Source organism: Butyricimonas sp. Marseille-P3923, assembly GCF_900184685.1.
GTDB lineage: Bacteria > Bacteroidota > Bacteroidia > Bacteroidales > Marinifilaceae > Butyricimonas > Butyricimonas muris.
Genome location: NZ_FXXL01000006.1, coordinates 911,769 through 933,443 on the forward strand (window position 1 = coordinate 911,769; position 21,675 = coordinate 933,443).

A 21,675-nucleotide genomic window follows, 5' to 3' on the forward strand; every position below is an offset into this window, starting at 1 on the left:
GCAAATATGCAACAATATTTTTTAATCTGCAAGAAAATTATTCTTTAATGTTGTGATAAACGTTGGTTACGTCATCATCTTCTTCTAATTTTTCCAGCAATTTGTCGACGGTTTCTCTTTGTTCCTCGGTTAATTCTTTTGTATCGAGAGGGATACGTTCGAATTCTCCACTGGTAATCTCGTATTTGCTATCTTCCAGATATTTTTGGATAGCACCGAATGATTCGAATGCACCGTAGATAATCACGTGGTTTTCCTCGTCTTCAAAGATTTCGTCGGCACCGTAGTCAATCATTTCCAACTCGAACTCTTCGAGGTCGAAGTTTTCGGGGCGGGAGATTTTGAACACGCATTTGCGGTCGAACAAGAAGTCCAGACTTCCGGTTGTTCCCAGTGAGCCGCCGTATTTGGAGAAGCAGTGGCGCACGTTGGCAACGGTACGCGTATGGTTATCGGTAGCGGTTTCCACGACAACGGCGATACCGAAAGGTGCATACCCCTCGTACACGATTTCCTTGTAATCTGAAGTGTCTTTTGAAATGGCGCGTTTGATGGCACGTTCCACGTTTTCCTTCGGCATATTTTCCGCTTTTGCGTTTTGGATAAGGATACGCAAACGAGTATTATTTGCTGGGTCTGGTCCTCCTGCTTTTACGGCAATATCAATTTCTTTTCCTATTCTCGTGAACGTGCGGGCCATGTTGCCCCATCTTTTTAGCTTCCGTGCTTTACGGTATTCGAACGCTCTTCCCATATTATTGTGAATATAATTTATTATACGATTTGGAACGCGAATTTAGTTTTTATACTGAAAACTTAAAAGGAATTCCATGATTTTCTGGTATGAAAGTATCTCATTCGACGAGTTCTACGCTAAAATCATCAATATAAATACCCTCGTCGGGGACAATAGCCTTACCATAGGTGCGGATTTCCACCCGCAAATATTTTGCTCCTTCCGGGGCGGTGAATGTTTTGCCGTTGAAGACATTAATCCACCCGTCAGTTTGCTTCAGATAAGTTTGTGCTTGAATCGGTTTGTTGTATTCCGACGGGAGAGCCGTACTTTTGTTCTTTCGCCAGTAACAGTAATATTTCCACGAGAAATTAGCGGACGGGGCATTCACGAACATTTTAATCTCGTAGCGGGTGAGGGCTTCGACGGGAACATCTTGGTATAGATAAGTCTTTCCTTGCAGGAATACCGCTTGTTTTCCCGAGCGTGTTTTATCCCCGTTTACTTTTATTGCGCAGCTATCCCGCCCGTCTCTAAAGAAACGCCAGTGGTCGGGTTCTTTGTCGGGAGCTTTCCATGATTCAAATCCCCCGTTTTCCAATAAATTGATGCCATTTCCTTGTAATCCTCCTTCTTCCAATTCAAGAAAACTGCTTTCCACCCGGATGATTCGGTTCGTGTCTATGCTTTCCGTGAACGGGATGATTTTGCGTTTTTCTTTATCTCCCGTGCGATAGGTAACGGACAGGGTTGCTTCTCCTTTTCCGGCGGGAAAAGTCAAGAGTTCGACATGCCCTTGATTTGCTTCCCGATGCATCGGTTTCGTGATTGTCCCGAATGTATTCGTGTTTGAGCCTGTAAAATTGATGGCGGAGGGAACGAATGACACTTCAAAATTCACATTATCGACCTCTTCGGGTATACTTTCCAGCCTCACTTGCAATTGTGCCACCCTTCGATAAAGGTTTACAGTAAAGACTGCATCTTTATTTTCCGAGATACTTACACTTTGGAGAGACGTCAGTATATCATCCGCCTCTTCAAAAATCTCTCCTTTTTGAGGTAAACGAAGTAGTATATTCTCCAGTGTTTCTCCTGTATTGAAATTTATATCCGGGCAGTTAGCCACGCAAGCGAGGCGATAGCGTCCGAAGGGAAGTTTTGCCCGTAACGTGTTTTCATGCAAATCATTTCGGGTGAAATGTTCGTGACGGACAACACGGTTATCCCGGTCTATGGCGAACAGAGCCAGCGTCTCGAAAGCCGGGGTATGAAGAGATGCGTTACCGAGCGTGTAACTTTGGAACAAGAGTTGTGTTTCTTTTCCCGTGATTTGTTCGTCCCGATTACAGGAAAAAAACAGCAATAGCCCAAAGAAGATGATTTTCCTCATAAACGCTAATTTATCCTTACTTAACAAAAGTAAGGAATAAGTGCGAGAAAATCAAGAATTATATATCTTGATTAGAAAATAGAAATCCCGATATTCGTGGTGAATCTTTCGAGTGTTTCTATACCCATGTACGAGTTTCCGTGTTCGTTTAGTTCAGGGCTCCATACGGCGATACTGAGTTTACCCGGGATAATGGCGACCACTCCCCCGCCCACGCCACTTTTACCCGGCATTCCAACCCGGAATGCGAAATCTCCCGATTCGTCGTAGAAACCGCAGGTAAGCATCAAGGCACTGAGGCGCTTCGAACGGCTGACCGTCAAGATTTGTTCGTTGTTGTGCGGGTTCACCCCGTGATTTGCCAGAAAGAGAAAAGATTTTGCCAGATCCTCGCAAGTCATGACAAGGCTGCATTGATTGCAATACACGTCAATAAGCGAATCCACGTCGTTGTCGATGTTTCCGAAACTTTTCATGAAATATCCCAAGGCTTGGTTACGGCTGGCGTGTTCCTGTTCCGATTGGGCTACAATTTTGTCAAAATAAATATCTTCCGAGCCGGCGACTCCCCGCACGAACTGGAGTATCGCTTCTTTGGGACGGTGGTAGAGGTTCATCAATTTGTCCGTGACCACGAGAGCCCCGGCATTGATGAACGGGTTACGGGGAATGCCGTGTTCATGTTCAAGCTGGACGAGCGAATTGAAAGGAGTTCCCGACGGTTCCCGTCCCACGTATTGCCACAGGTCACTTCCCATGTGGCGCACGACCATGGCGAGCGTGAATACTTTAGATATACTTTGGATGGAAAACTTGGTCTGGTAATCTCCCGTGCCGATGATTTGCCCGTCCATGGTAGCTATGGCAATCCCGTACTGTTGCGGGTCTACGTTTGCCAAAGCCGGTATATAATTGGCGACTTCTCCTTTCCCGAAGAAAGGTTTTACCTCGTTATATATATTTTCGATAACTTCCTTGTAGTTCATAAGTTCAAAAACTTTGTTTTTGAGTTACCGCTTGCAAGTTGGCAGGTTACAAGTTGAGAAACCGGAAACTCGCTGGATTGCAACTCTAATTTGTATGTTTTTTGTGCGGCAAAGATAGAAAAGTTTTTGTTACATTAGTTTTCGGATGACTTTTCCCGAGTAAGTTTCCGTGAAATGTTCCCGGAAGTAAATCTTTTTAGGTACTTCGTACGGGTGCAATAGCTGTTTCAGTTGTTCCTGAAGTCGTTTTTTTTCTGCCTTGTCCCATGGTACATCTTCAATGACGAGAACGGTTCGTTGTCCCAGTCGGGTATCCTCCTCGGGTATAATAAAGAAACGTTGTTTCACGAGGAGGGCAATCTTTGCTTCGATTTTCTCGGGGAATAATTTTACACCCCCGGAATTAATCACGTTGTCATGACGTCCCAGCCATTCGAAACGTGTCGTGTCGACGAGATTTACAATGTCATTAGTGATAAAGGTTTGTTGATGCAAATGCGGGGCGTGGATGATTAGGCACTGCCTTTCGTCTGTTTCGAAATGCACGTCGCCTAAGGCAAAGTAGTCGGGTGATTTCTTTACGCCGTTAATATCCCGCAGGGCAATGTGTGACACTGTTTCAGTCATGCCGTAGGTGGAATAACAACGTGTGGGGGCTTGTTGTAGGCGTTCTTCCAGTACCGGGGAAAGGGCTGCACCCCCGATAATTACTTGTTTGATTCGGGAGAATTTTTCTGCTGTTTCCGGGGTGGTAAGACAGGTTTCTACCTGCATGGGAACCATGGCGGCAAAGTCAATGTCTTGTTCTAAATGCTTCAACGGGGATGACGAGGGGGGAACGACAATCAAATCGGCTCCCGCGAGAATACTGCGGACAATCATCATCTTCCCGGCGATATACGACGGGGAGAGGCATAATAATAAACGGGATTCGGAATGAATATCGAAGTACGTGTTTGTAATTTTAGCTGACGCCAGCATGTCCTGCTTTGACAACCGGATAGTTTTCGGTGTTCCCGTGGAGCCGGAAGTATGTCCGGTCACGTGGTCTTTATCGTCATACCATTCTTGCAGGAATGTGACTACATCCGGATTGTCGATAGCCTGCAATGCTTCCGGCGTGGTGTAGCGAATGCCGTTTATTTTGATTGTCATAATCTAAAATTCTATCGGGGTTACATCCCATGAACTTCGCGGGTTATACCGGATAGTCGAACCGGTTTGTTCCAGCGGGGCGGGAATATTATTCATGTAGAGTTGTCCGGTTCCCAGTCCTTGGGGCATACCCGTGGGGTGGGCTTTGAGAATATAAGCAGTCCATTGTGCGATGGCGTTGAGTCCGATATTGGATTCCAGCGCGGAAGTAATCCACCAGCCGATGCCGCGTTCCCGGGCACGTGATATCCATTCCCATGCGCCGGCGAAGCCTCCTGTTAAAGACGGCTTTATCACAACATATTGAGGATGAATCATGTCAAGTAACTCGCCTTTTTCACCCGTTTTGTTAATTCCTATCAATTCTTCATCCAGAGCAATCGGGATAGGGGTATTTCGGCATAAAATAGCCATCTCTTTCCACTGTCTTTGGCGGATAGGTTGCTCTATTGAATGGATGTCATAGCGAGCCAGTTCTTCCAGTTTACGGGGAGCCTCTTGCGGGGTAAAAGCCCCGTTCGCATCTACTCTCAACTCGACGGTTTCTTTGCTGAATTGTTTTCGGATATAGCGTAATAAATCTAATTCCTCCTCGAAACTGATAGCCCCGATTTTCAGTTTGACACAATGGAATCCGGCATCCAGTTTTTTGATAATTCGTTGGCGCATGGTATCCTTATCACCCATCCAGATTAAACCGTTAATCTCGATGTCTTTTTGTCCTTCGGTAAAAAGACCGGGATAGATAATGCGTTTGCCTCCGTTTTTTAAATCCGACAGGGCGGTATTCACTCCGAATCTGATAGAGCTCCAATTTTGTAGGTAGTGTATATGGCGTATTTTGCCAATATCCCGGCAGGTTTCTTGTAGTTTCCTCTCGTATTCCGGGCGGTCGTCCGCGCTTAATCCTCGGAATAAAGCACATTCCCCCAGTCCGTATATTTCGGGATGTTCCGAATCCCAGATTTTAATGAACCAAGTTTCTTTTTCCGTGAGAATGCCGCGGGAGGTTCCGGCGGGCTGTTTGAATTTCAGAATATATCTCGTGTACTTTGCTTGTAACATATCATTCTTCGGTTTTGTACAAGCAAAAGTAAGATATTCTGTAAATGAAAGCAAGGAAGAGGCTAAAAAGTCGGTTTGTACGAATTCCCTCCCCCTCCAACACCCCCTTCACAGGGGGTGAGAAACCGCTTCGGTAATCACTTCTTTTCGTGAATAATAACGAACCAAACAGTTTTCCCGCCTGTGTAGGGAGGCGTTAGGGTTAAATATTAGGAAGGGCGTTTAAAATCTTTTCGGCGTCCGGGGAAGAAGGACGGACAGCTTTGGGGTTAATAATCTTGCCATCCGGATCAATAAGAATGAAATGAGGGATACCGTTGATATTATAATCCCGTTGGAATTGACTCCCTCGCCCAAGCAAAAGTTGAACGCCGGAGAGTTCTCCCGATTTGACCATTTTTTCCCATGCCGCTTTGTCTTCGTCAGTGGAAAGACCGAGGAAGGTGATGTTTTTCCCTTCCATTTTCTTTTCCAGTTCTTTCAAGTAGGGCATTTCTCTTTTGCAGGGACCGCACCATGTTGCCCACATATCGATATATAAATACTTCCCTTTGAAATCCTTCAAGGAGTAAGTTTTGCCGTTAATGTCCTTTGCTTCGAAGTCTGGGGAAAGTTTTCCGGCAACGGCAATATTCCATTTGTCGTACTCCGTTTTATAGGCAGCCCGCAAAGTCGGGTCCGTCACGTAGGTATTGTAAATATTTTCCATTTCGGTGATATTGTTAATACCGTTTTTCTTTATCTGTCTGACTGCAATCTCGTTAAGAAGAGATTGTTTTAGCTTGTCATTTTTGAAATGTTGAGCGATATATTTCATTCGGGCAACATTTTTATTGTAAATGCCGGAGATTTCTTTATCCTTGCTTCCAAGTATAAGAGCGGACTCTATAATAAATTCCCTGTAAATGTCGAGGTCAATCAAACTCTCGTCCTCTTGTACATATTGTTCCAACGTTGAATAATACTCCTCGTTCGGGCGATAAGTCGTGTCGAACATGACATGCCCTATGGGATACATGACCAAACTGACTAGATATGAATATTTAATTCGTCCCTCTTCCAGTTTTGCAAATTCGGGATTTGTCGCTTCCAGTTTTCGGGCTTTCAGTAAGCTGGTAGCCTCGTCTATCTTCTCGTTGGCAAGGTTGATAATTCCGTCCAGTGAACGCTCGTAATCGGGGGGATTTATCGGGGTATAAGTGATAGAATTAAGGTATTCTATCGCCGGAGCGTTCTTCCCCTCGAATTTCATACCGTCCTTAAAATTGTTGGCATCAAAAGAAATCGTTACACGATCGCCTTTCCGGAAAAAAACATTCTTGGCTTCCTCGCCATAAAACAGCCGTGCGTATATCACATCGCCCTGCAATGTACAGGTAGCTTTCCCGTGTTTGTCCAAATCCATTTCCTTGATTATTTCCGGGCTGACAACAATGGCAATCTTAGAATAGGTCATGTTTTGCACTTTGAAGTCCACGACAATATCGTCGTTGTTCTTCTGTGAACAAGAGCAAGCGAGCGAGAGTAAAATAATAAATATAAAGATTCTCATTTCAAGTATATATTAATAATTAATCATAGATTTCCTGCATGGCAGCATCCAGCCATCCGCCTCTTGCGTTTACGTTAATAATCTTTCCCTTGTCGTCTACAAGGATAGAGGAAGGAACTCCGGTCAGGTTATAAGCTCGAAAGGCTGCTTTGGTATTATCAATAAGTTGTCCCCAAGGCATTTTTTCCTCTTCCATGGCTTGATGCCAATTCTTCGACTCACTGTCAATGGAGATACTCACGATATTTAACCCTTTGGGATGGTATTTACTGTACGTGTTACGCATGTGGGGAATTTCCGCACGGCAGGGACTGCACCATGATGCCCAGAATTCGATCAATGTAGTACATCCGGGTTTCACGAAATCCGATATTTTCTTTTTGCTTCCGTCCGGTGCCGTGAGTTCCCGGTCTATAAAGGGACCTCCTATAAATACCTGTCTGCCTTGAATTGTTGTCCGAAGAGCCTGCCCCATTTCCGAATTTTGCATTTCGGGCGATAGGCTGGTGAACAATCCTTCAATTTCTTTCAGGGAAAGGTCTGAATTTCTGTCGGAGAGTTCTTGCGCTATCTTAACGCTGATGGCGGATTCGGGGTGCGCTTTCAGGTATTTCATTTTAGCCTCTCTGATTGCGAGTCTTTTTTCCGTGACAAGTTTGGCGAGTTCGAGCGCTTTGGCTAAATCTTTCGTGCTGTAGTAGGCTTCCCCGTAAGCGTAAAACGTTTTACTCCGGTCATCTTCCATGGGCTGTATCTCGCTCAGGTAGTTCTGGTATTCAGTTTGTGTGCCGCTTCCGGAGATTTGGAACACGGGGTGTTTGCCGGAATAGTCGCAAGTGGCTTCAACCGCTGTGCTGTCGATAAATAACGAGAAGTTTATAATTTTACTACGAGTCTGTCGGTCATTGGGATCAAGGTAAATGTTAATCGTGCAATAACGCGGAACTTCGAATTTACCTTGGAATTTGAATTTGCCTCCCGATATTTTCGTGCTGTCGATAAAATGAGGTTGATTTGTATCATCCAGTGCCAGAAAAACGGGTTTCCCTTCCCATGCTTCGGGGACGTGTCCCGTGAGGGTATATCCGTCGTGTTTTGCACAACTGACGACGGATAGAATGAACGCGATAAATAAAATGTATTTCATTTTTTATTCTTGAGTTATAGGTTCTTTATAGATAATATCCACGATTCTGCCGAAACCGGAATGATACTCTTTGTAATCGGTTATTTGTGCAAGGTTATCAATGGCTTCGTACACTCTGAGTTCACCTCCGTCAGTACCGCCCTTGTCGCTACCCACGATCAAATCGTAAGAACGTCTGGCATTTTCTGCGTTCCTGTATAGATAGAATTTCAGACAAGTAATTTCTCCCGGCACCTCAAACTGGAATTGGGCAGAAGGGGTACTCGTGTCCAGATTCACCCGGTAAACCTTTCCGTCCACGGCATAAAACATCTGATTGTTCAAGGGACTGAATGCAAAATGTTCTGCTCGTGTGATATCAGTACAATTGGAGAGGTTCGCATAGTGGGTTTTTGTGTAGGGTGGTGTAGGCACTCCTGTTAGCATTTCTGCTAAATAGTCTCCTAACGTAATTCCATAAAGATGATAGACGCCATTATTTTCCAAAATCGTAAAAGTAATGTTGTTATACGAACCGGGCGCCATGGAAGATTCTGTATATTTACGTCCGGTATTTTCCATGTAGACGTAGTTATAGCCTATCGGGAATGAAAAGGAAACATCTTCTCCGGCTTCATCATCGCTCATATTCACGCAACCGGCAGTTCGATCTTGGGTAAAGTCCCCGTACATACCTCCCGGATGGTAAACAAATCGTTTGTGGTCTAAATCATAAAACATGAATACCGGGGCGAATTGCATAGAGTTCGTGATATTACATCCCACGTACGGTGCAACTTGTATATATTCTTTCGTATTATCGTCATTACGGAGATAATTCAATTTTGATTCCCATAATGCTTCGGTTCCATAACCGAAATTGCTACTGTATATTCCATCCGGTGTTACCATCATGCGAAAATATATTGCTGATGTGATATGAGTAGGTTTGGCATCGCTCATATCTCCCATTTCGTATTTCATAAGATACTCCTCTTTCCATTCGAAAGCATCTTTATGCAACCGGGTAGTTCCTTCTTCGGTAAGTAAATAAAATGGAGATATGGGGTCTACTTGTTGTTCTTCAGTGTTAAGGGCAATAAGTGCCAACGGTCCTTTCTTGAAAGGCATATCCGAATCGGCAAGCATATCCTTTGAATGTACCTCTTCTCCTAACACGGTAGAAATCATATCCAAACGGACATTGCCATTCTCAGAACATAGGAGAACCCATCCCTCGGACGTTGTCGTGACAACGGAGAGATTTGCCTGCTGTTGGTAAAATACGTCCAATTGTTTATCCTTTACTGTGTAAATCAATTTATAAGGACCGGGGCGTAAAGATATAATATCATTAAATTCTTTTGTGGTTGCCAACACTTCGCTTACAGCGTCATTTTCATCTTCTGCCTCGAATTGACGGATAGCCCGCCACTCGTATTCATACCGGTTTTCATCGGCTTGCAAGCCGTCTAACTGCACGGGGATAGACAAATTCTGGTATGCCAAAGCCGTAATGGAATTACCGATACCTTCAATTTTCACTTCCGGGATATCATGGTAATTATAATTACCTTTATCGTCTGCGCAAGCACTGATTCCACCTGCTATTGCAACAAGTAAAAAAAGTGATTTTATTCTATATAATATCTGTTTCATAGTTAGTCTTTTTATTGTAGTTAAAAGATTGTATCTCCATTCTCGTCAAAGATTTCAGGGTCGGGATTTTCCAATAACAATTGTTCCGCTACATATTTTCTCATTTCAGACATAAAATATTGGAATCGGAAGGATGAGATTTTTGACGTATCATTAAAGTCTGAGCGCGGGATGTTCATTACCCGACAAGTCAGAAAGAAACATTGAGGGGTAAATGGGTATATATAAGTGTACCAGGCAGCAGGTGCTGCTGTGAACAATTCCGAAAACTCTATTTTGTGACGTATGGCTGTAACATCCGTACCGCTTTGGATATCCGTGATCTCGTGCGTGATAATCGGTCTGAAATATTCGTTTTCTTCAATGGCGATCTCGATCGTTTTTGCTTCTTCCTGCAGGACGGTCGAACGCTTCAACGTAATTTCATAATTGAACGAACTGGCTCCCGCGGGTAATACCGGGTTGACGGGTAACACGAAATCGTCCCCTTCCTTTGCACTTCCCCCGACAACTTTGATGTTTACCGGGCGAGGTTCATCAATAGCCCTCCCGACTAATTGAACCGGAATAGATACGGTTGCTTCGTTCTGTGATTCCTCGATATACACGAACGTGAAATTCGTGCTGTCCGTCAGTATATTCCCCACTCTTATACGTTGGTTGAAATAGATACCTTCCTCTGCACTATAGGTATTAACTTCTTCTTCTGAACAAGCGGTTAATCCTAGAATGAGCATAATCCATATAAATATATTTCTTGTTTTCATGATTCGCGTATTATTGTCTGTTATTGATTTCAGTGTCGGGTAAAGGCACCACGAAAACTTGAGTAGATGCCGCTTGGCCTGCAGGTTTACTTCCACTGCTGTTCGTTTTGTTTAAGATTGTTGTAAACGTCCGTTTATAGAAATAGAATAATTGTCCTTCACCATACAACTCGCGCATGTATTCGTAGGTCAGGTTCGTTACGGTTAGTGAACCCAAATTCGTGATACCTCTTTTATTTCTCAACGTGTTGATATATGGAAGTCCGTCATCCAAAGTTTCCGATTCGCTTTCTGCGGCGATCAGATACATCTCTCCCAACCTTAACATTGGAATCATCGTGTTCTGTATTAATCCGGTGGTACTCATATCATTGTATTTATAGAAATACCGGGCACCGTTTGTCAATCCGGGAAGAGTAGCCTGTTCCCAGTTGGCCTCAAAACGAGTGTCGCTCGTGGTAGAGGAACCCGACGCCGAGTACAGGAAATTCAATAATTTTTCATCCATGGTAAATATAAACGACGGGTTACGGGACGGGTCGTAGTAATTCTTGAATAACAGAACCCGATTCGTGTTCGTTAAGGCAAACAATACCTCTGACGAGAAAATTCGGTCACTCTTTGCCTCCGTCCTTTCCGTGAACGGGAATGTCCCCGCTTCTGCCGCCGTGATCACTTTCTTGGCGTAGGTGGAAGCATTGGTTTTATCCCCGGCATAGAGATAAGCCCGTGCCATGAGCCCTTGTACCGCGTAGTAATTCATACGCAATGCCCGGTAACGCAGGAAATTGGATTCATTCCCGGCAGACTCCATCAAAGTACCTTTCGTGATGATCGGGTCATTTGCCAACGCTTTCTCCGCTTCCTGCAAATCGCCGATGATATATTCCATTACCTTGTTTGCGGGTAACAAATCATTCACGTTCGGTGATTGGTGCAGATAGTAGGGGATACACACGTTTTCCGGGTTATTCATGTAAACCGGTCCGAACAGGCGCAACATATCGAAGTGCAACATGGCACGCAACGCCAAGGCTTCCCCCCGGATAATATCGTAATTGATCCCCGTGAAGAGTGATTCCCGTCCTTCTATATTATCGAGAATCTTGTTACAGTTCATGATCAGTGCGTAAGCCTTCTCCCAAACTTTATCCAAACGTCCCCGCCAGTATTCCGTGCTGTATTTGTAACTGTTCAAATCAATATAATCCCCCCATTTCCCTTGGTCGTCGCCGATCTTGTAGGCTCCGCCCATGAGTTCGAGCATCTCCACCATGAGGGTACTTCCGTAAAGGTTCTCGTCGTTCAACTCGATGTACACGCCGTTCAGTAATTTCTGGAAACCGGCTTCCGAGTTTAACAGGTCTTCTTCCGCTATCTGGTCGTAAGGCTTCACGTCCAACCAACTGTCACAAGCCCCGAAAACAAGGGAGCAACATATAAGCGTGATTAATTGTATTTTTCTTTTCATAATTCTTCCGTTTAAAAGGTTGCAGATATAGAGAACGACATCGTGCGTGCGAACGGGTAGTCAATGCCTCGCTCGCTCTTTACTGACGAAACTCTGAAAATATCGTTCATGTTAGCTTGCACGGTTAATGTGGACAACCCGACATGCTTGATGAAAGGTTGGGTGAACTCGTAACCGACGTTGAAAGACTCTCCGCTCAGCGTGTTCTCGTCCATCACGAATCGGGAAGAAGTTTCGGTCGTTTGAAAAAGAGAGATTCTTTTGAATTTAGCCTCTTGTCCCGGGGTACTCCAACGGTCGTACAAAGCCCGTTTATCCTGATTATAATTGATCCCTTCCCGGTCAATATTTTCCACTTTTTCGTAGAGAGCGCTATTGAAAACCTGACCTCCTAACCGGTAACGCAGGTAACATCCGAACGAGAAACCTTTATAGTAAAGGGTTGTGCCGAGCACTCCTTCCAGTTTCGGTTCGGTATTCCCGACCACCACTTCGTCATTCTTGTCATACGCGAAGGTGTAAGTCCCGTCTTTCTTGATAAATAAATCCTGACCTGTCGCTGGATCGATACCTGCCGATCTTACCGCCCAAATATCGGTAGGGCTGCCGCCGTCATAGTATCTGGTCGTGTTCAGGTTCGCTTGATTCTGTTCATTCATCGACTGTAACTTGTTCCCTATCTTCGAATATTTTGATTTGGCGTGCGTTCCGTTGAGGCTGATATTCCATACAAAACGCTCTTGCGGGCGGTAAATGGGAGAAACTTTTAACGTTACTTCAATACCGTCTGTTTTCAGTTGTCCCATGTTCATCATAACACTCTTCACCCCGATAGAGCTCGGTGTCGTGATGGCTGCTACCAGCGGATCGGTCTTTTTCCGGTACAAATCCAAGGTGAGGTTCACTCGCTCGTTCAGCATCGTGATATCGGTTCCCAAACTGTAATTGATAGTTTCCTGCCATGCCAGATCGGGATTGCCCAAGCCTTCGAGAATAACTCCGGTTCCGAAAATATTGCTCATCCAGTGCGTGAAAGCGTAGGTCGAGAATGCTTGGTAAGAAGCGAAATTCTGGTTCCCCGGGTTCCCGACCGAACCTCTGAGTTTTAATAACTGGAAGAAATCGCAATTCTCCATGAATTTCTCGGCGTGGATGTTCCAGCCTAAACCGACAGACCACGTGTTTCTGAAACGGTTGTTTGTCCCGAACACGGAAGTACCGTCACTGCGGTAGTTGAAATCAAACAGATAACGGTTGTCATAAGCGTATCCCCCGTTGATATAAAAACTGGCGGCACGTGTTTTGCTTTCCGTGTAAGTCGGCTTAGAGCCTGCTGGGTAGCTGTTCGTGAAAGACGGGGCGTCAAATTCATCTTCCGTGAAGCCGATAGCCTTATAACCGTTTCGAGTGTTTTCCTTGGTGCTGAAATTGAATCCGGCAACAGCATTTACCATGTGTTTCCCGGCGAACAGGCGTCCGTAGGTAACCGAAATATCTCCTTCGTAATTCAAATTTTTCGTTTGAGCATTCGTGTAGAGTCCTTTCTCCGTCTCGCTCATCTCATCAAAATCACTGTGTTGCGGGGAAAGACGTACCTCGGCTGTCGAATTGTTTTTGGTAATTCCGAACTTGGCTCTTGCACGCAGGTCATTCGTGGCAAACCATTCGAGGATAAAATTATTCGTGAACCCGAATTGATCCTGCACGTCGTAATTATTCAAGTGAGCGTTCCACAAGGGATTGGGTACGGAATATTCTTCGGGGTCTTCCGTGTAGTATAAATATTTGTCGATACCGCCTTCGCTGTTGTATTTTCTGAAATAAGGATTGGCTTTTGCGTATTCCGAGAAAGGAACAGCCGGGTTATTCGTTTTCATGTAATCCAGTATAAATTTATTACTGAACTGGAATTTCCCGGTACGGTAAACCAAGTCGATATTTCCGCTTATCGTTTGACGGTCGGAACCTTTCATCACTCCTTGCGTGTTGCCGTAACTTAACCCCAGCCCGTACCGGATGCGTTCCTCGCCTCCTTCGGCATAAAGGTTGTGTTTCTGAACGAAACCCGTGCGAATCGGTTCGCTGAGCCAGTAGGTGTTAACACCGCGTTCGATGTCTTGTAAACGTTGGTTCCTGAGATTGTCCATTGCGATTTGGTCCATCGGGTCGCCACTGGTACTGGTGTACCTGCCCGCTCTGGTTTCAAATTCCAATTTCTCCCGTGCGTTCATTAGGTTGTAGTCCGACAAGTCAGCCATGGTGACGCTGAAATCACCCTTGTACGAGAGGGAAAGCACTCCTTTTTCCGGAACTTTCGTTTCGATAACCAGTACGCCGTTGGCGGCTCTCGAACCGTAAATTGCCGTGGAAGCGGCATCCTTCAATAGTGTTACGGATGCAACCCGGTTCATGTTCAAATCCATGACAGTCTGCAAATCCGTTTCGAAACCGTCCAATATAAACAACGGTTGGTTCGGGTCGGTACCGTACTCTTCTTTCAATCCCATGACACTACTCTTGCCCCGTATCTCCACGTCCGGCAACCGGTTCGGGTCTGATCCGAATTGATTATTGACATTAATCTTGAAAGAGGGGTCGAGAGTTCTGATACTTTGGAGTACATTTTGCGTTCCTGCGGCTTTCAAATCTTCCACCTTATACGTGCTTGCCGATCCGGTGAAACTCTCTTTCTTTCTCCGGTAGATTCCGGTCACCACCACGTCTTCGATTTTTTCAACGGCAGGCACGAGCACGATTTTCTGAAAATCCGCCATATTGCTTCCGGTAAATTTCTTTATTTGGCGCTCGTAACCGATGTACGAGAAAATAATATTATACTCTGCCGAATCGAGAGGAAACGTGAATTGTCCGTCCGTGTTAGTGGCAGTCCCTTTGGTTGTCCCTTCGACCATGACGGTTACTCCCGGTAATGATTCCTGCGTGTCGCCGTCTACGACAACCCCTTTCAATTCGATGATTCTCGTTCGGGGCTTTTGAGATTCCGCCGGACGTTGCGTGATGATAATCGTCTTATCTTCAATTTTGAACGTAAAAGGAGTTTCGTCCAAAACATATTCCAACGCCGTCTTTAACGGGGTATTCTTGAATTCTCTCGTGATTCGTTTATTGGAAGTACTGATTTGTCCGGCATTATAAAAGAATTCCATTCCCGTGGCTGTCCCGATTTTCTTCAAGGCATCCAGTAACGTGGAATTTTCCAGTTTTAAATTTAGTTGTGCCTCTTGAGCGTAACTTACCCGCGTAAAACTGCAAAGCACTATAAGCAGGAATACCGGCAGGAGGATCTTTCCCCGGAGTTTATCCCGGGGTATCATCCGGCTCAGACTAAATGATTTGTCTTTTTTCATGTTGATTTAGTGTTAATTGATATTTATTTATACTCGAGTTTTCATTTTTTTTAAGCATACAAAATCTTGAACTTTATTTTTCAATAAAGTTTTATTCTTGATATTGAGGGAGTTCCTCTAACTATGATTTATTAATCGTTATCTCCTTTCTTACCTACTTCAAATATATAATCCCGTTCTCAATAATACATTTGATATTACTTGTCGTTGTTACTAACCTCGTGATATAGTCGATTCCCCGCTCGTGTCGGATCATCCCCGAAAAACGGGAATCGTGGTGTTCCTCCGATACCTGAATATCGATACCGTACATTCTGGACAATTTTTTAGCTAACACACTTAGTTTCTCGTTGTTGAAATAAATTACGCCCTCTTTCCACATGGCGTATTCCGCGGCATCTACCTCGTGTTTTTTTACCTTGTTCGTTCCTTTGTCCACGCGAATTTGCTCGTTCGGTGATAAAGTCACCGTTTGATTGTTCGCCGGAACGTGATAAGCTATTTTACCGGAAAGTAACGTGGTCACGTTTTCCGTGTTGTCTTCATAAGCCGATACGTTGAAACAGGTACCGAGTACCCGAATCGATTCCCCGTTGGGAATCTCCACGTAGAAAGGTTTCGTCGTATCGCTTTTCACTTCAAAGAATCCCTCTCCGTTGATTTTCACCCTGCGTTCAGATTGGGAGTCAAACGTCGACGGGTACTCGAACCACGTGTCGGCGTTTAGCACGATACGTGTCCCGTCTGTTAATTCAAGATTGAAATGCTTGCCCGAGGGGACATATATTTTCAATACTTTAGCCTCTTGCAGCATGATCTTTTTCCCGTCGGCAGATTGCAGTGCGACATTCGAATGTTTGTCTACATTTATCTTTGCGTCGCTTCCCAAGTTTGAAATGGCAGAATCCCCGACAATCAACTGCACTTGTTCGTTGCAAACGGATACTCCCATGTTATCGAGTTGGGCGTATACCGGAACATCTTGCAAGGCAGTGGGACGGAACACCAGAAACAGGAACACGAACACGCAAGCCGCGGCAACACTGCCGGAAATCCAATACATCCGGCGGGTATTTCTTCTCCGGCGGATTCTGCTTTTCACGTCTTGGTAATTCTCGTTCAATATATGTTCCTCGCACTCCTCTTCCGGGAGAGAGTTCCAGATTTCATCCAGCAACTCATCTTCATTTTCCCCGATGGGGCGATTCAAATATTTGTCTGCATCTGTTTTCATTCGCACTATTCACTAAAGTATATATATAATACCTGACTTCCCGAAACTACGTATTCGGAAATACTATTTTTTTATTTTTCCCCGAAGTTTTTTCATTGCTTGGTAGAGAATGGTTTCTACCGTTCGGACGGAAATGCCTAATTCTCGGGCAATGTCGGCACTTTTCTTGTTCTCGATATGACTCATGATCACCACTTGTCGGCTTCTTTCCGGTAATTCATTCAGTAAAGCGGATAATTGTTGTTCGGGATCGGGATATTCTTCGTGTCGGATCACGTTTTCTTGTTCCTCTTCGCTTTTTTCTTTTTTGAGGTTTTCTTGATGTTGTAGGTGGAGAGATTGGGTTTTGAGATAACGCAAGGAATTGTTGTGCGCGCTGCGAAGAAGGTAATTGCGGAGAGATTTCTCCCGGTCAAGATTTTTACGGTTTTCCCATAAGGCGACAAAGATATTTTGAATAATTTCGTAAGCCGCATCGGAATCACCCACGATAGAGGCAGAATAGTTTCGAAGGAGAGCGAAATAGCTTTTATATATTTTCTCGAAAGCCGCTTCCTCTCCTTTGATTAATGCGTCCAATAGTGATTGGTCTATCTGAGCCTTTTCATTTTTAGCATTTTCAGTCGTATGACTACCTTTTTCTATCATTATCAATGTACTACCATGTGTAATTCTATATTATTAAACGTTCGTTTATTGATATTGTTTTTTGTGTTCTTTACTTTTTGATTGAATTTTGAATATTTGCTTATTTTCAATGTATTACGTTTGTAACTACAAAATATCTTTTTTCGTTTAATAAACGAACGGATATTGATACTTGATGATGACAAATTTTATAGCCCCTGCTGTCAAGGAAACTTGGGAAATTGTTGGAAATCCGGGTCCCTTTTCTCCAAAAAGGCATTTTTACCCTCTTGTGCCTCTTCCATCAGATAATACATGAGGGTGGCATCTCCGGCAAATTCCATTATCCCGTGTTGTCCGTCGAGTTCCGCGTTCAATGCCCGTTTAATCATGCGGATTGCCATCGGACTCCGTTGCATGATTGTTTTGCACCATTCCACGGTTTCGTCTTCCAGTTGCTCGAAGGGAACCACTTTATTCACCATACCCATCTCTTCGGCTTCTTTTGCCGTGTACTGGCGGCACAGGAACCATATTTCCCGTGCTTTCTTCTGTCCCACGTGACGGGCAAGATAAGAGGAACCGAATCCTCCGTCGAAACTCCCCACCTTCGGGCCGGTCTGACCGAAACGGGCATTCTCGGAAGCGATAGTAAGGTCACACACCACGTGCAGCACGTGTCCGCCCCCGATGGCGTAACCGTTGACCATGGCAATCACGGGTTTCGGAAGTGAACGGATAGCTTTGTGTAGGTCGAGCACGTTCAACCGGGGTACCCCGTTCTCGTCAATATATCCACCCACGCCTTTCACCTTTTGGTCGCCTCCCGAGCAGAAGGCTTTATCCCCTGCCCCCGTGAGTACCACCACCCCGATATCACCGCGTTCGCGGCAAATATTCATGGCATCCAACATTTCAAAATTGGTTTGCGGGCGAAAAGCGTTATACACTTCCTGACGATCAATCGTGATTTTGGCTATTCCCTCGAAGAACTCAAATTTAATATCCTCGTATTCTTTGATAGTAGTCCAGTTTCGTTTTGACATATTCTTATGGTTTTAATATTTACATACTGTAAGCTAGATTATTCATACTCTCCTCTGAAGTGATAGACAAGTTGTTTGAAAGAATCAAGTTTGGTGCCTCCCACTAAAATTTCTTTAGGAGAAACATTGAACATGATAAAATTAAAGGCTTTCTCAAAATCACCGCCGAACGTGTCGGCGAGGACTATCGTAATGTCCGGCGTGTTTCCATTGGCGGGAATGACAATGTTTTCCGGAATAAGTACAAAATGCACGGAGTATCCATCGTTGTCAATTTGTAAGAATTCGTATTCAGCTTTGACTTCCACTTCTTCAATGTCACGCAGGGTTTTGGCAACCTGCTTGTCGTCGATGATGTCGGCAATGGGAGCAAGCGGCATCACGAATGAAAGTGAATCGCGTGATTTGGCTTTGGCGTTGTCAATCTTTGTGATTTCATCCCCGTGATAAAATGCAACTTCGATGGAACCATGATATGTCCCTTTCATGTCGAATAGAGCTTGTCGGATTTGCTTGGCGCTAATCTTTTCTTCATCATCATTACACCCTGATAAAAGGATAACGAGAGAAAGAATGCTTAAAATCTTTAATCCGATTAATTTCTTTTTCATTTCCACGATTTAAAAATACGAAATTAATTCCAAGTCTATTTCAAAGCCTCGAAATATTTTTTCAGAATCTCGCCGTTTATTTCCCCCGGGGTCTCGACAATCAATACCGCCGGACGTTGTGACGGTCCGTAAAAAACGGGTAGGATTTCCCGTAAAGCAGCTTCATTGTCGGCCTTGTAAACCTCGAAATTATGGGTTTTTGCCAATTGTTTCAGGTTCACCTTATGCGGTGTTTCGAAATACTTTTCCACCTCCTGCAATGCCGACGGTCCCGGGAGGAAACGGAAGATTCCGCCTCCGCCGTTCTGCATCACGATGATTCGCAGGCGGGCTGGTATCTGTTTCATCCAAAGAGCGTTCGAGTCGTACAGGAAACTGTTATCCCCCACGATGAGGGTTGTCGTCCCGTCAAAAGAACAGGCTGCCCCGATAGCGGTAGAGGTACATCCGTCAATGCCGCTGGTTCCGCGGTTGGCATCCGAACGGGATACTTGGGAATAGCGGAAAAGCTGGGCGTAACGGATGGGAGTACTGTTCCCGAGTTGCAGGTGGCTATCGGCGGGCAACTCGGGCATCAACACGGAAAATGCTTTCAGGTCACACCACGGGATGCGGTTTATATATGCCTCGTGTTTCGTTGTCGCCGATTCCGCTTTTTGCAACCATTTCCACGCGTAGCCGGAAGCGGATATCAAGGGAAGCGGTGTTGACAGGAATTGTTTAAAAAACTCCCCGGTATTTGTTTGCAGGTGCCGTGTCATGGACTTGTACGTGTCCGGCGGGGTGGCACGTTCGTCTATATGCCAATGTACGCGGGGCGGATGCTCGCGGATAAACGCCTTTATCATGCGGGAGATAATGGCTCCCCCGAACGTGATGAGTAAATCGGGAGCGTATGCCCCGGCTTCCCCCGGACGCACGGTCGAGATAATGCGATCGATCGTCGAGAAGGAACAAGGAGTAGTCAAGTTAGCCACGCTTTCCGTGAGAACTACCGTGTTCGGGAATCCCGCGAGTTGTTCGATATGTCGTTGTAAAACCGGATCGGGTGCTTGAAATCCCGCGATGATCATCACGTTGGTCGAAGACGCGAATTCTTGCCTCAGTTGGTTTATAATTTCGTCCGGGAAAACATTTCTTGAAGGAGTCGCTTCAATGACACGTTCCGCCGGAAGTGTTTTTTGGTGAAACTCGTACAAGGGCTCCCGCAGGGGAATATTTATATGGACTGGACCTTTGCGGGGAAGTCTCGTCAGGTTGATAGCCTCGTTAATCATGCGGTTCGCATACCAATGCTCCTCTTCGTTTGCTATCGCCGCGGGCAGTTGGTAGCTTTTCTTGACAAAACGGTCGAGTGCGCCTTGTTGCCGGATTGTCTGGCTGTCATCCTGATCAATCCATTCCGCGGGGCGGTCGGCCGAAATGACGATAAGCGGCACTCCTTGATAATAAGCTTCTGCCACGGCAGGTGCGTAATTCAACAAAGCCGTACCCGAAGTACAGACAAGTGCCACGGGTTCACCACTTTGTTGTGCCATCCCGAGGGCAAAGAAAGCAGCGGAGCGTTCATCCGTGATAACACGGTGGAGTATGCGTCTTTCTCGGGCGATTGACACCACCAATGGTGCGTTGCGGGAACCGGGAGAGAGGACGACGTGGCGTACTCTTTTTTGCACGAGCAGGCTCACGAGCACGCGAACGCTCTCGATATCAGAATGTAGTTTTTCCATAGTTGATCTGGCGAATCAAATTGAGTAATGTATCGGCTTTTTGACAAGTTTCCTGCCATTCTGTTTCCGGGTCGGACAACGGGGTGATACCTCCGCCCACGTATAGTTTCAAGGCATCGTCGAATACCTCCATCGTGCGCAGGTTGACAAAAAGGTCAAACGCCCCGGTTGCCTGTAACGGGCCGAGGTACCCGGCATAATATCCCCGTTCCTGCTTCTCGATTTCGGTTATCACTTGCATCGCCCGTTTCTTGGGAATACCGCAAACGGCCGGGGTAGGGTGTAATTGTGTGACCAGTTCGTCGATCCGGTCGGGTGGAATCTGCTCGTCACTTCTGAAAAAGGTGCAAAGGTGGAACACGTTGCCCGCTTGAAGCGTGATCGGTCCTTCCGTTTCGAGATGGCGGGTGAAAAATTGCTTTAAAGTATTTTGTATATAATCGGTTACTATTTGTTGTTCCTCGATGTCTTTCTCTCCCCATTGCGGCGGGTTCTGTGCGGTAGACACGGGTTGCGTGCCGGCAAGCGACATGGAGAAAAATCCGTTGCGATCGTATTTCAAGAAAGTTTCCGGCGAAGCTCCCATCCACGCGCATTTGCCGGGAATGGCGGCAAAGAAAAGAAAGGCATGATGGTATTGCCTCATCTGTTCAAACAACACGGGAGCTATCCGCAGGGAATCACACGGGATGGTGATCGTGCGGGATAGTACCGTTTTCCGCATTCCCTCCCGTTTCAACGTGGCGATTAGGGTGCGCAATTCGTCCAGATACTCGAAATGCTCGCAATCCTGCTTGGTGAAAATACGTCCCGGCGTGTTGAACACGGTATTCCGGAGATTAACGATAGCTTCCTGATCCGTGAGATAATCCGTGAACGTCAGGTCTGCCTGTATGAAGAAGGGGAAACTCCATGACGCGGGATTAAAAGGGGTGATGATGAAGCCTTTCTCGCCCCGGTGTTTTTCGAATCCTTTAAAAAGGCGGATGTTATTGGTCAGTTGTGCCCCGAATACGACTTCACGCGAACCGGGCAGGCGATAAGAGTAGAAAGGAATATTATTCCTCAAGCAAATGGCTTGTGCTTCTGCCACGGATAATCTATTTTCTGTTTGTAGTGTCATGATGTACCCTAATCTTTACGCGAAAG

The 21,675-nt window shown here is 45.4% G+C and carries 17 protein-coding genes; all 17 read right to left on the minus strand.

Annotated elements, in window-relative coordinates; all coding sequences use genetic code 11:
* Nucleotides 1-37: 37 nt before the first annotated feature.
* The 17 genes from CS948_RS09570 to CS948_RS09650 all read right to left on the minus strand — a co-directional run bounded on the left by CS948_RS09570 (nucleotide 38) and on the right by CS948_RS09650 (nucleotide 21,649).
* Nucleotides 38-754, minus strand: a complete 717-nt coding sequence (locus CS948_RS09570; protein WP_099291457.1) for a YebC/PmpR family DNA-binding transcriptional regulator — start codon at nucleotides 752-754, stop codon at nucleotides 38-40.
* Nucleotides 755-854: 100 nt separating this feature from the next.
* Nucleotides 855-2,129 (minus strand): FimB/Mfa2 family fimbrial subunit, encoded by a 1,275-nt coding sequence (locus tag CS948_RS09575; RefSeq protein ID WP_099291458.1) that lies wholly within the window; start codon nucleotides 2,127-2,129, stop codon nucleotides 855-857.
* A 71-nt stretch (nucleotides 2,130-2,200) separates the two neighbouring features.
* The gene (locus tag CS948_RS09580; RefSeq protein ID WP_099291459.1) at nucleotides 2,201-3,115 is read right to left on the minus strand and encodes a glutaminase; all 915 of its coding nucleotides are present in this window, start codon (nucleotides 3,113-3,115) and stop codon (nucleotides 2,201-2,203) included.
* Nucleotides 3,116-3,244: 129 nt separating this feature from the next.
* Nucleotides 3,245-4,270 (minus strand): AMP-binding protein, encoded by a 1,026-nt coding sequence (locus CS948_RS09585; protein ID WP_099291460.1) that lies wholly within the window; start codon nucleotides 4,268-4,270, stop codon nucleotides 3,245-3,247.
* Nucleotides 4,271-4,273: 3 nt separating this feature from the next.
* Complete coding sequence (locus tag CS948_RS09590) at nucleotides 4,274-5,335, minus strand: o-succinylbenzoate synthase (RefSeq protein WP_099291461.1); 1,062 nt, start codon at nucleotides 5,333-5,335, stop codon at nucleotides 4,274-4,276.
* 202 nt (nucleotides 5,336-5,537) lie between these two features.
* Nucleotides 5,538-6,887: a TlpA disulfide reductase family protein gene (locus CS948_RS09595; protein WP_099291462.1), complete on the minus strand. Its 1,350-nt coding sequence runs from the start codon at nucleotides 6,885-6,887 to the stop codon at nucleotides 5,538-5,540.
* Between the two features lie 19 nt (nucleotides 6,888-6,906).
* Nucleotides 6,907-8,034 carry a TlpA disulfide reductase family protein gene (locus CS948_RS09600; protein ID WP_099291463.1) on the minus strand — a complete coding sequence of 376 codons (1,128 nt, stop codon included), beginning with the start codon at nucleotides 8,032-8,034 and terminating at the stop codon, nucleotides 6,907-6,909.
* 3 nt (nucleotides 8,035-8,037) lie between these two features.
* A complete protein-coding gene (locus CS948_RS09605) occupies nucleotides 8,038-9,672 on the minus strand; it encodes a PKD-like family lipoprotein (RefSeq protein ID WP_099291464.1) in 1,635 nt (544 codons plus the stop codon).
* A 20-nt stretch (nucleotides 9,673-9,692) separates the two neighbouring features.
* The gene (locus CS948_RS09610) at nucleotides 9,693-10,439 is read right to left on the minus strand and encodes a DUF4843 domain-containing protein (RefSeq protein ID WP_099291465.1); all 747 of its coding nucleotides are present in this window, start codon (nucleotides 10,437-10,439) and stop codon (nucleotides 9,693-9,695) included.
* A gap of 10 nt (nucleotides 10,440-10,449) precedes the next feature.
* Nucleotides 10,450-11,910, minus strand: coding sequence for a RagB/SusD family nutrient uptake outer membrane protein (locus CS948_RS09615; RefSeq protein ID WP_099291466.1), 1,461 nt, complete (start codon nucleotides 11,908-11,910; stop codon nucleotides 10,450-10,452).
* 11 nt (nucleotides 11,911-11,921) lie between these two features.
* Entirely contained in the window at nucleotides 11,922-15,278 is a 3,357-nt protein-coding gene (locus tag CS948_RS09620) for a SusC/RagA family TonB-linked outer membrane protein (protein ID WP_099291467.1), read from the minus strand.
* Between the two features lie 154 nt (nucleotides 15,279-15,432).
* Entirely contained in the window at nucleotides 15,433-16,512 is a 1,080-nt protein-coding gene (locus CS948_RS09625) for a FecR family protein (protein ID WP_099291468.1), read from the minus strand.
* A 63-nt stretch (nucleotides 16,513-16,575) separates the two neighbouring features.
* On the minus strand, nucleotides 16,576-17,160 hold the full coding sequence (locus tag CS948_RS09630; RefSeq protein WP_099291469.1) for an RNA polymerase sigma-70 factor: 585 nt from the start codon (nucleotides 17,158-17,160) through the stop codon (nucleotides 16,576-16,578).
* Nucleotides 17,161-17,363: 203 nt separating this feature from the next.
* Nucleotides 17,364-18,185: a 1,4-dihydroxy-2-naphthoyl-CoA synthase gene (gene menB / locus CS948_RS09635; RefSeq protein ID WP_099291470.1), complete on the minus strand. Its 822-nt coding sequence runs from the start codon at nucleotides 18,183-18,185 to the stop codon at nucleotides 17,364-17,366.
* Nucleotides 18,186-18,223: 38 nt separating this feature from the next.
* Nucleotides 18,224-18,796: a DUF4840 domain-containing protein gene (locus CS948_RS09640; RefSeq protein ID WP_099291471.1), complete on the minus strand. Its 573-nt coding sequence runs from the start codon at nucleotides 18,794-18,796 to the stop codon at nucleotides 18,224-18,226.
* A gap of 35 nt (nucleotides 18,797-18,831) precedes the next feature.
* A complete protein-coding gene (menD, locus tag CS948_RS09645; protein ID WP_099291472.1) occupies nucleotides 18,832-20,526 on the minus strand; it encodes a 2-succinyl-5-enolpyruvyl-6-hydroxy-3-cyclohexene-1-carboxylic-acid synthase in 1,695 nt (564 codons plus the stop codon).
* Nucleotides 20,507-21,649, minus strand: a complete 1,143-nt coding sequence (locus CS948_RS09650) for an isochorismate synthase (RefSeq protein ID WP_099291473.1) — start codon at nucleotides 21,647-21,649, stop codon at nucleotides 20,507-20,509. Before CS948_RS09650 ends, menD begins: the two co-directional genes overlap by 20 nt.
* Between the last annotated feature and the right edge of the window lie 26 nt (nucleotides 21,650-21,675).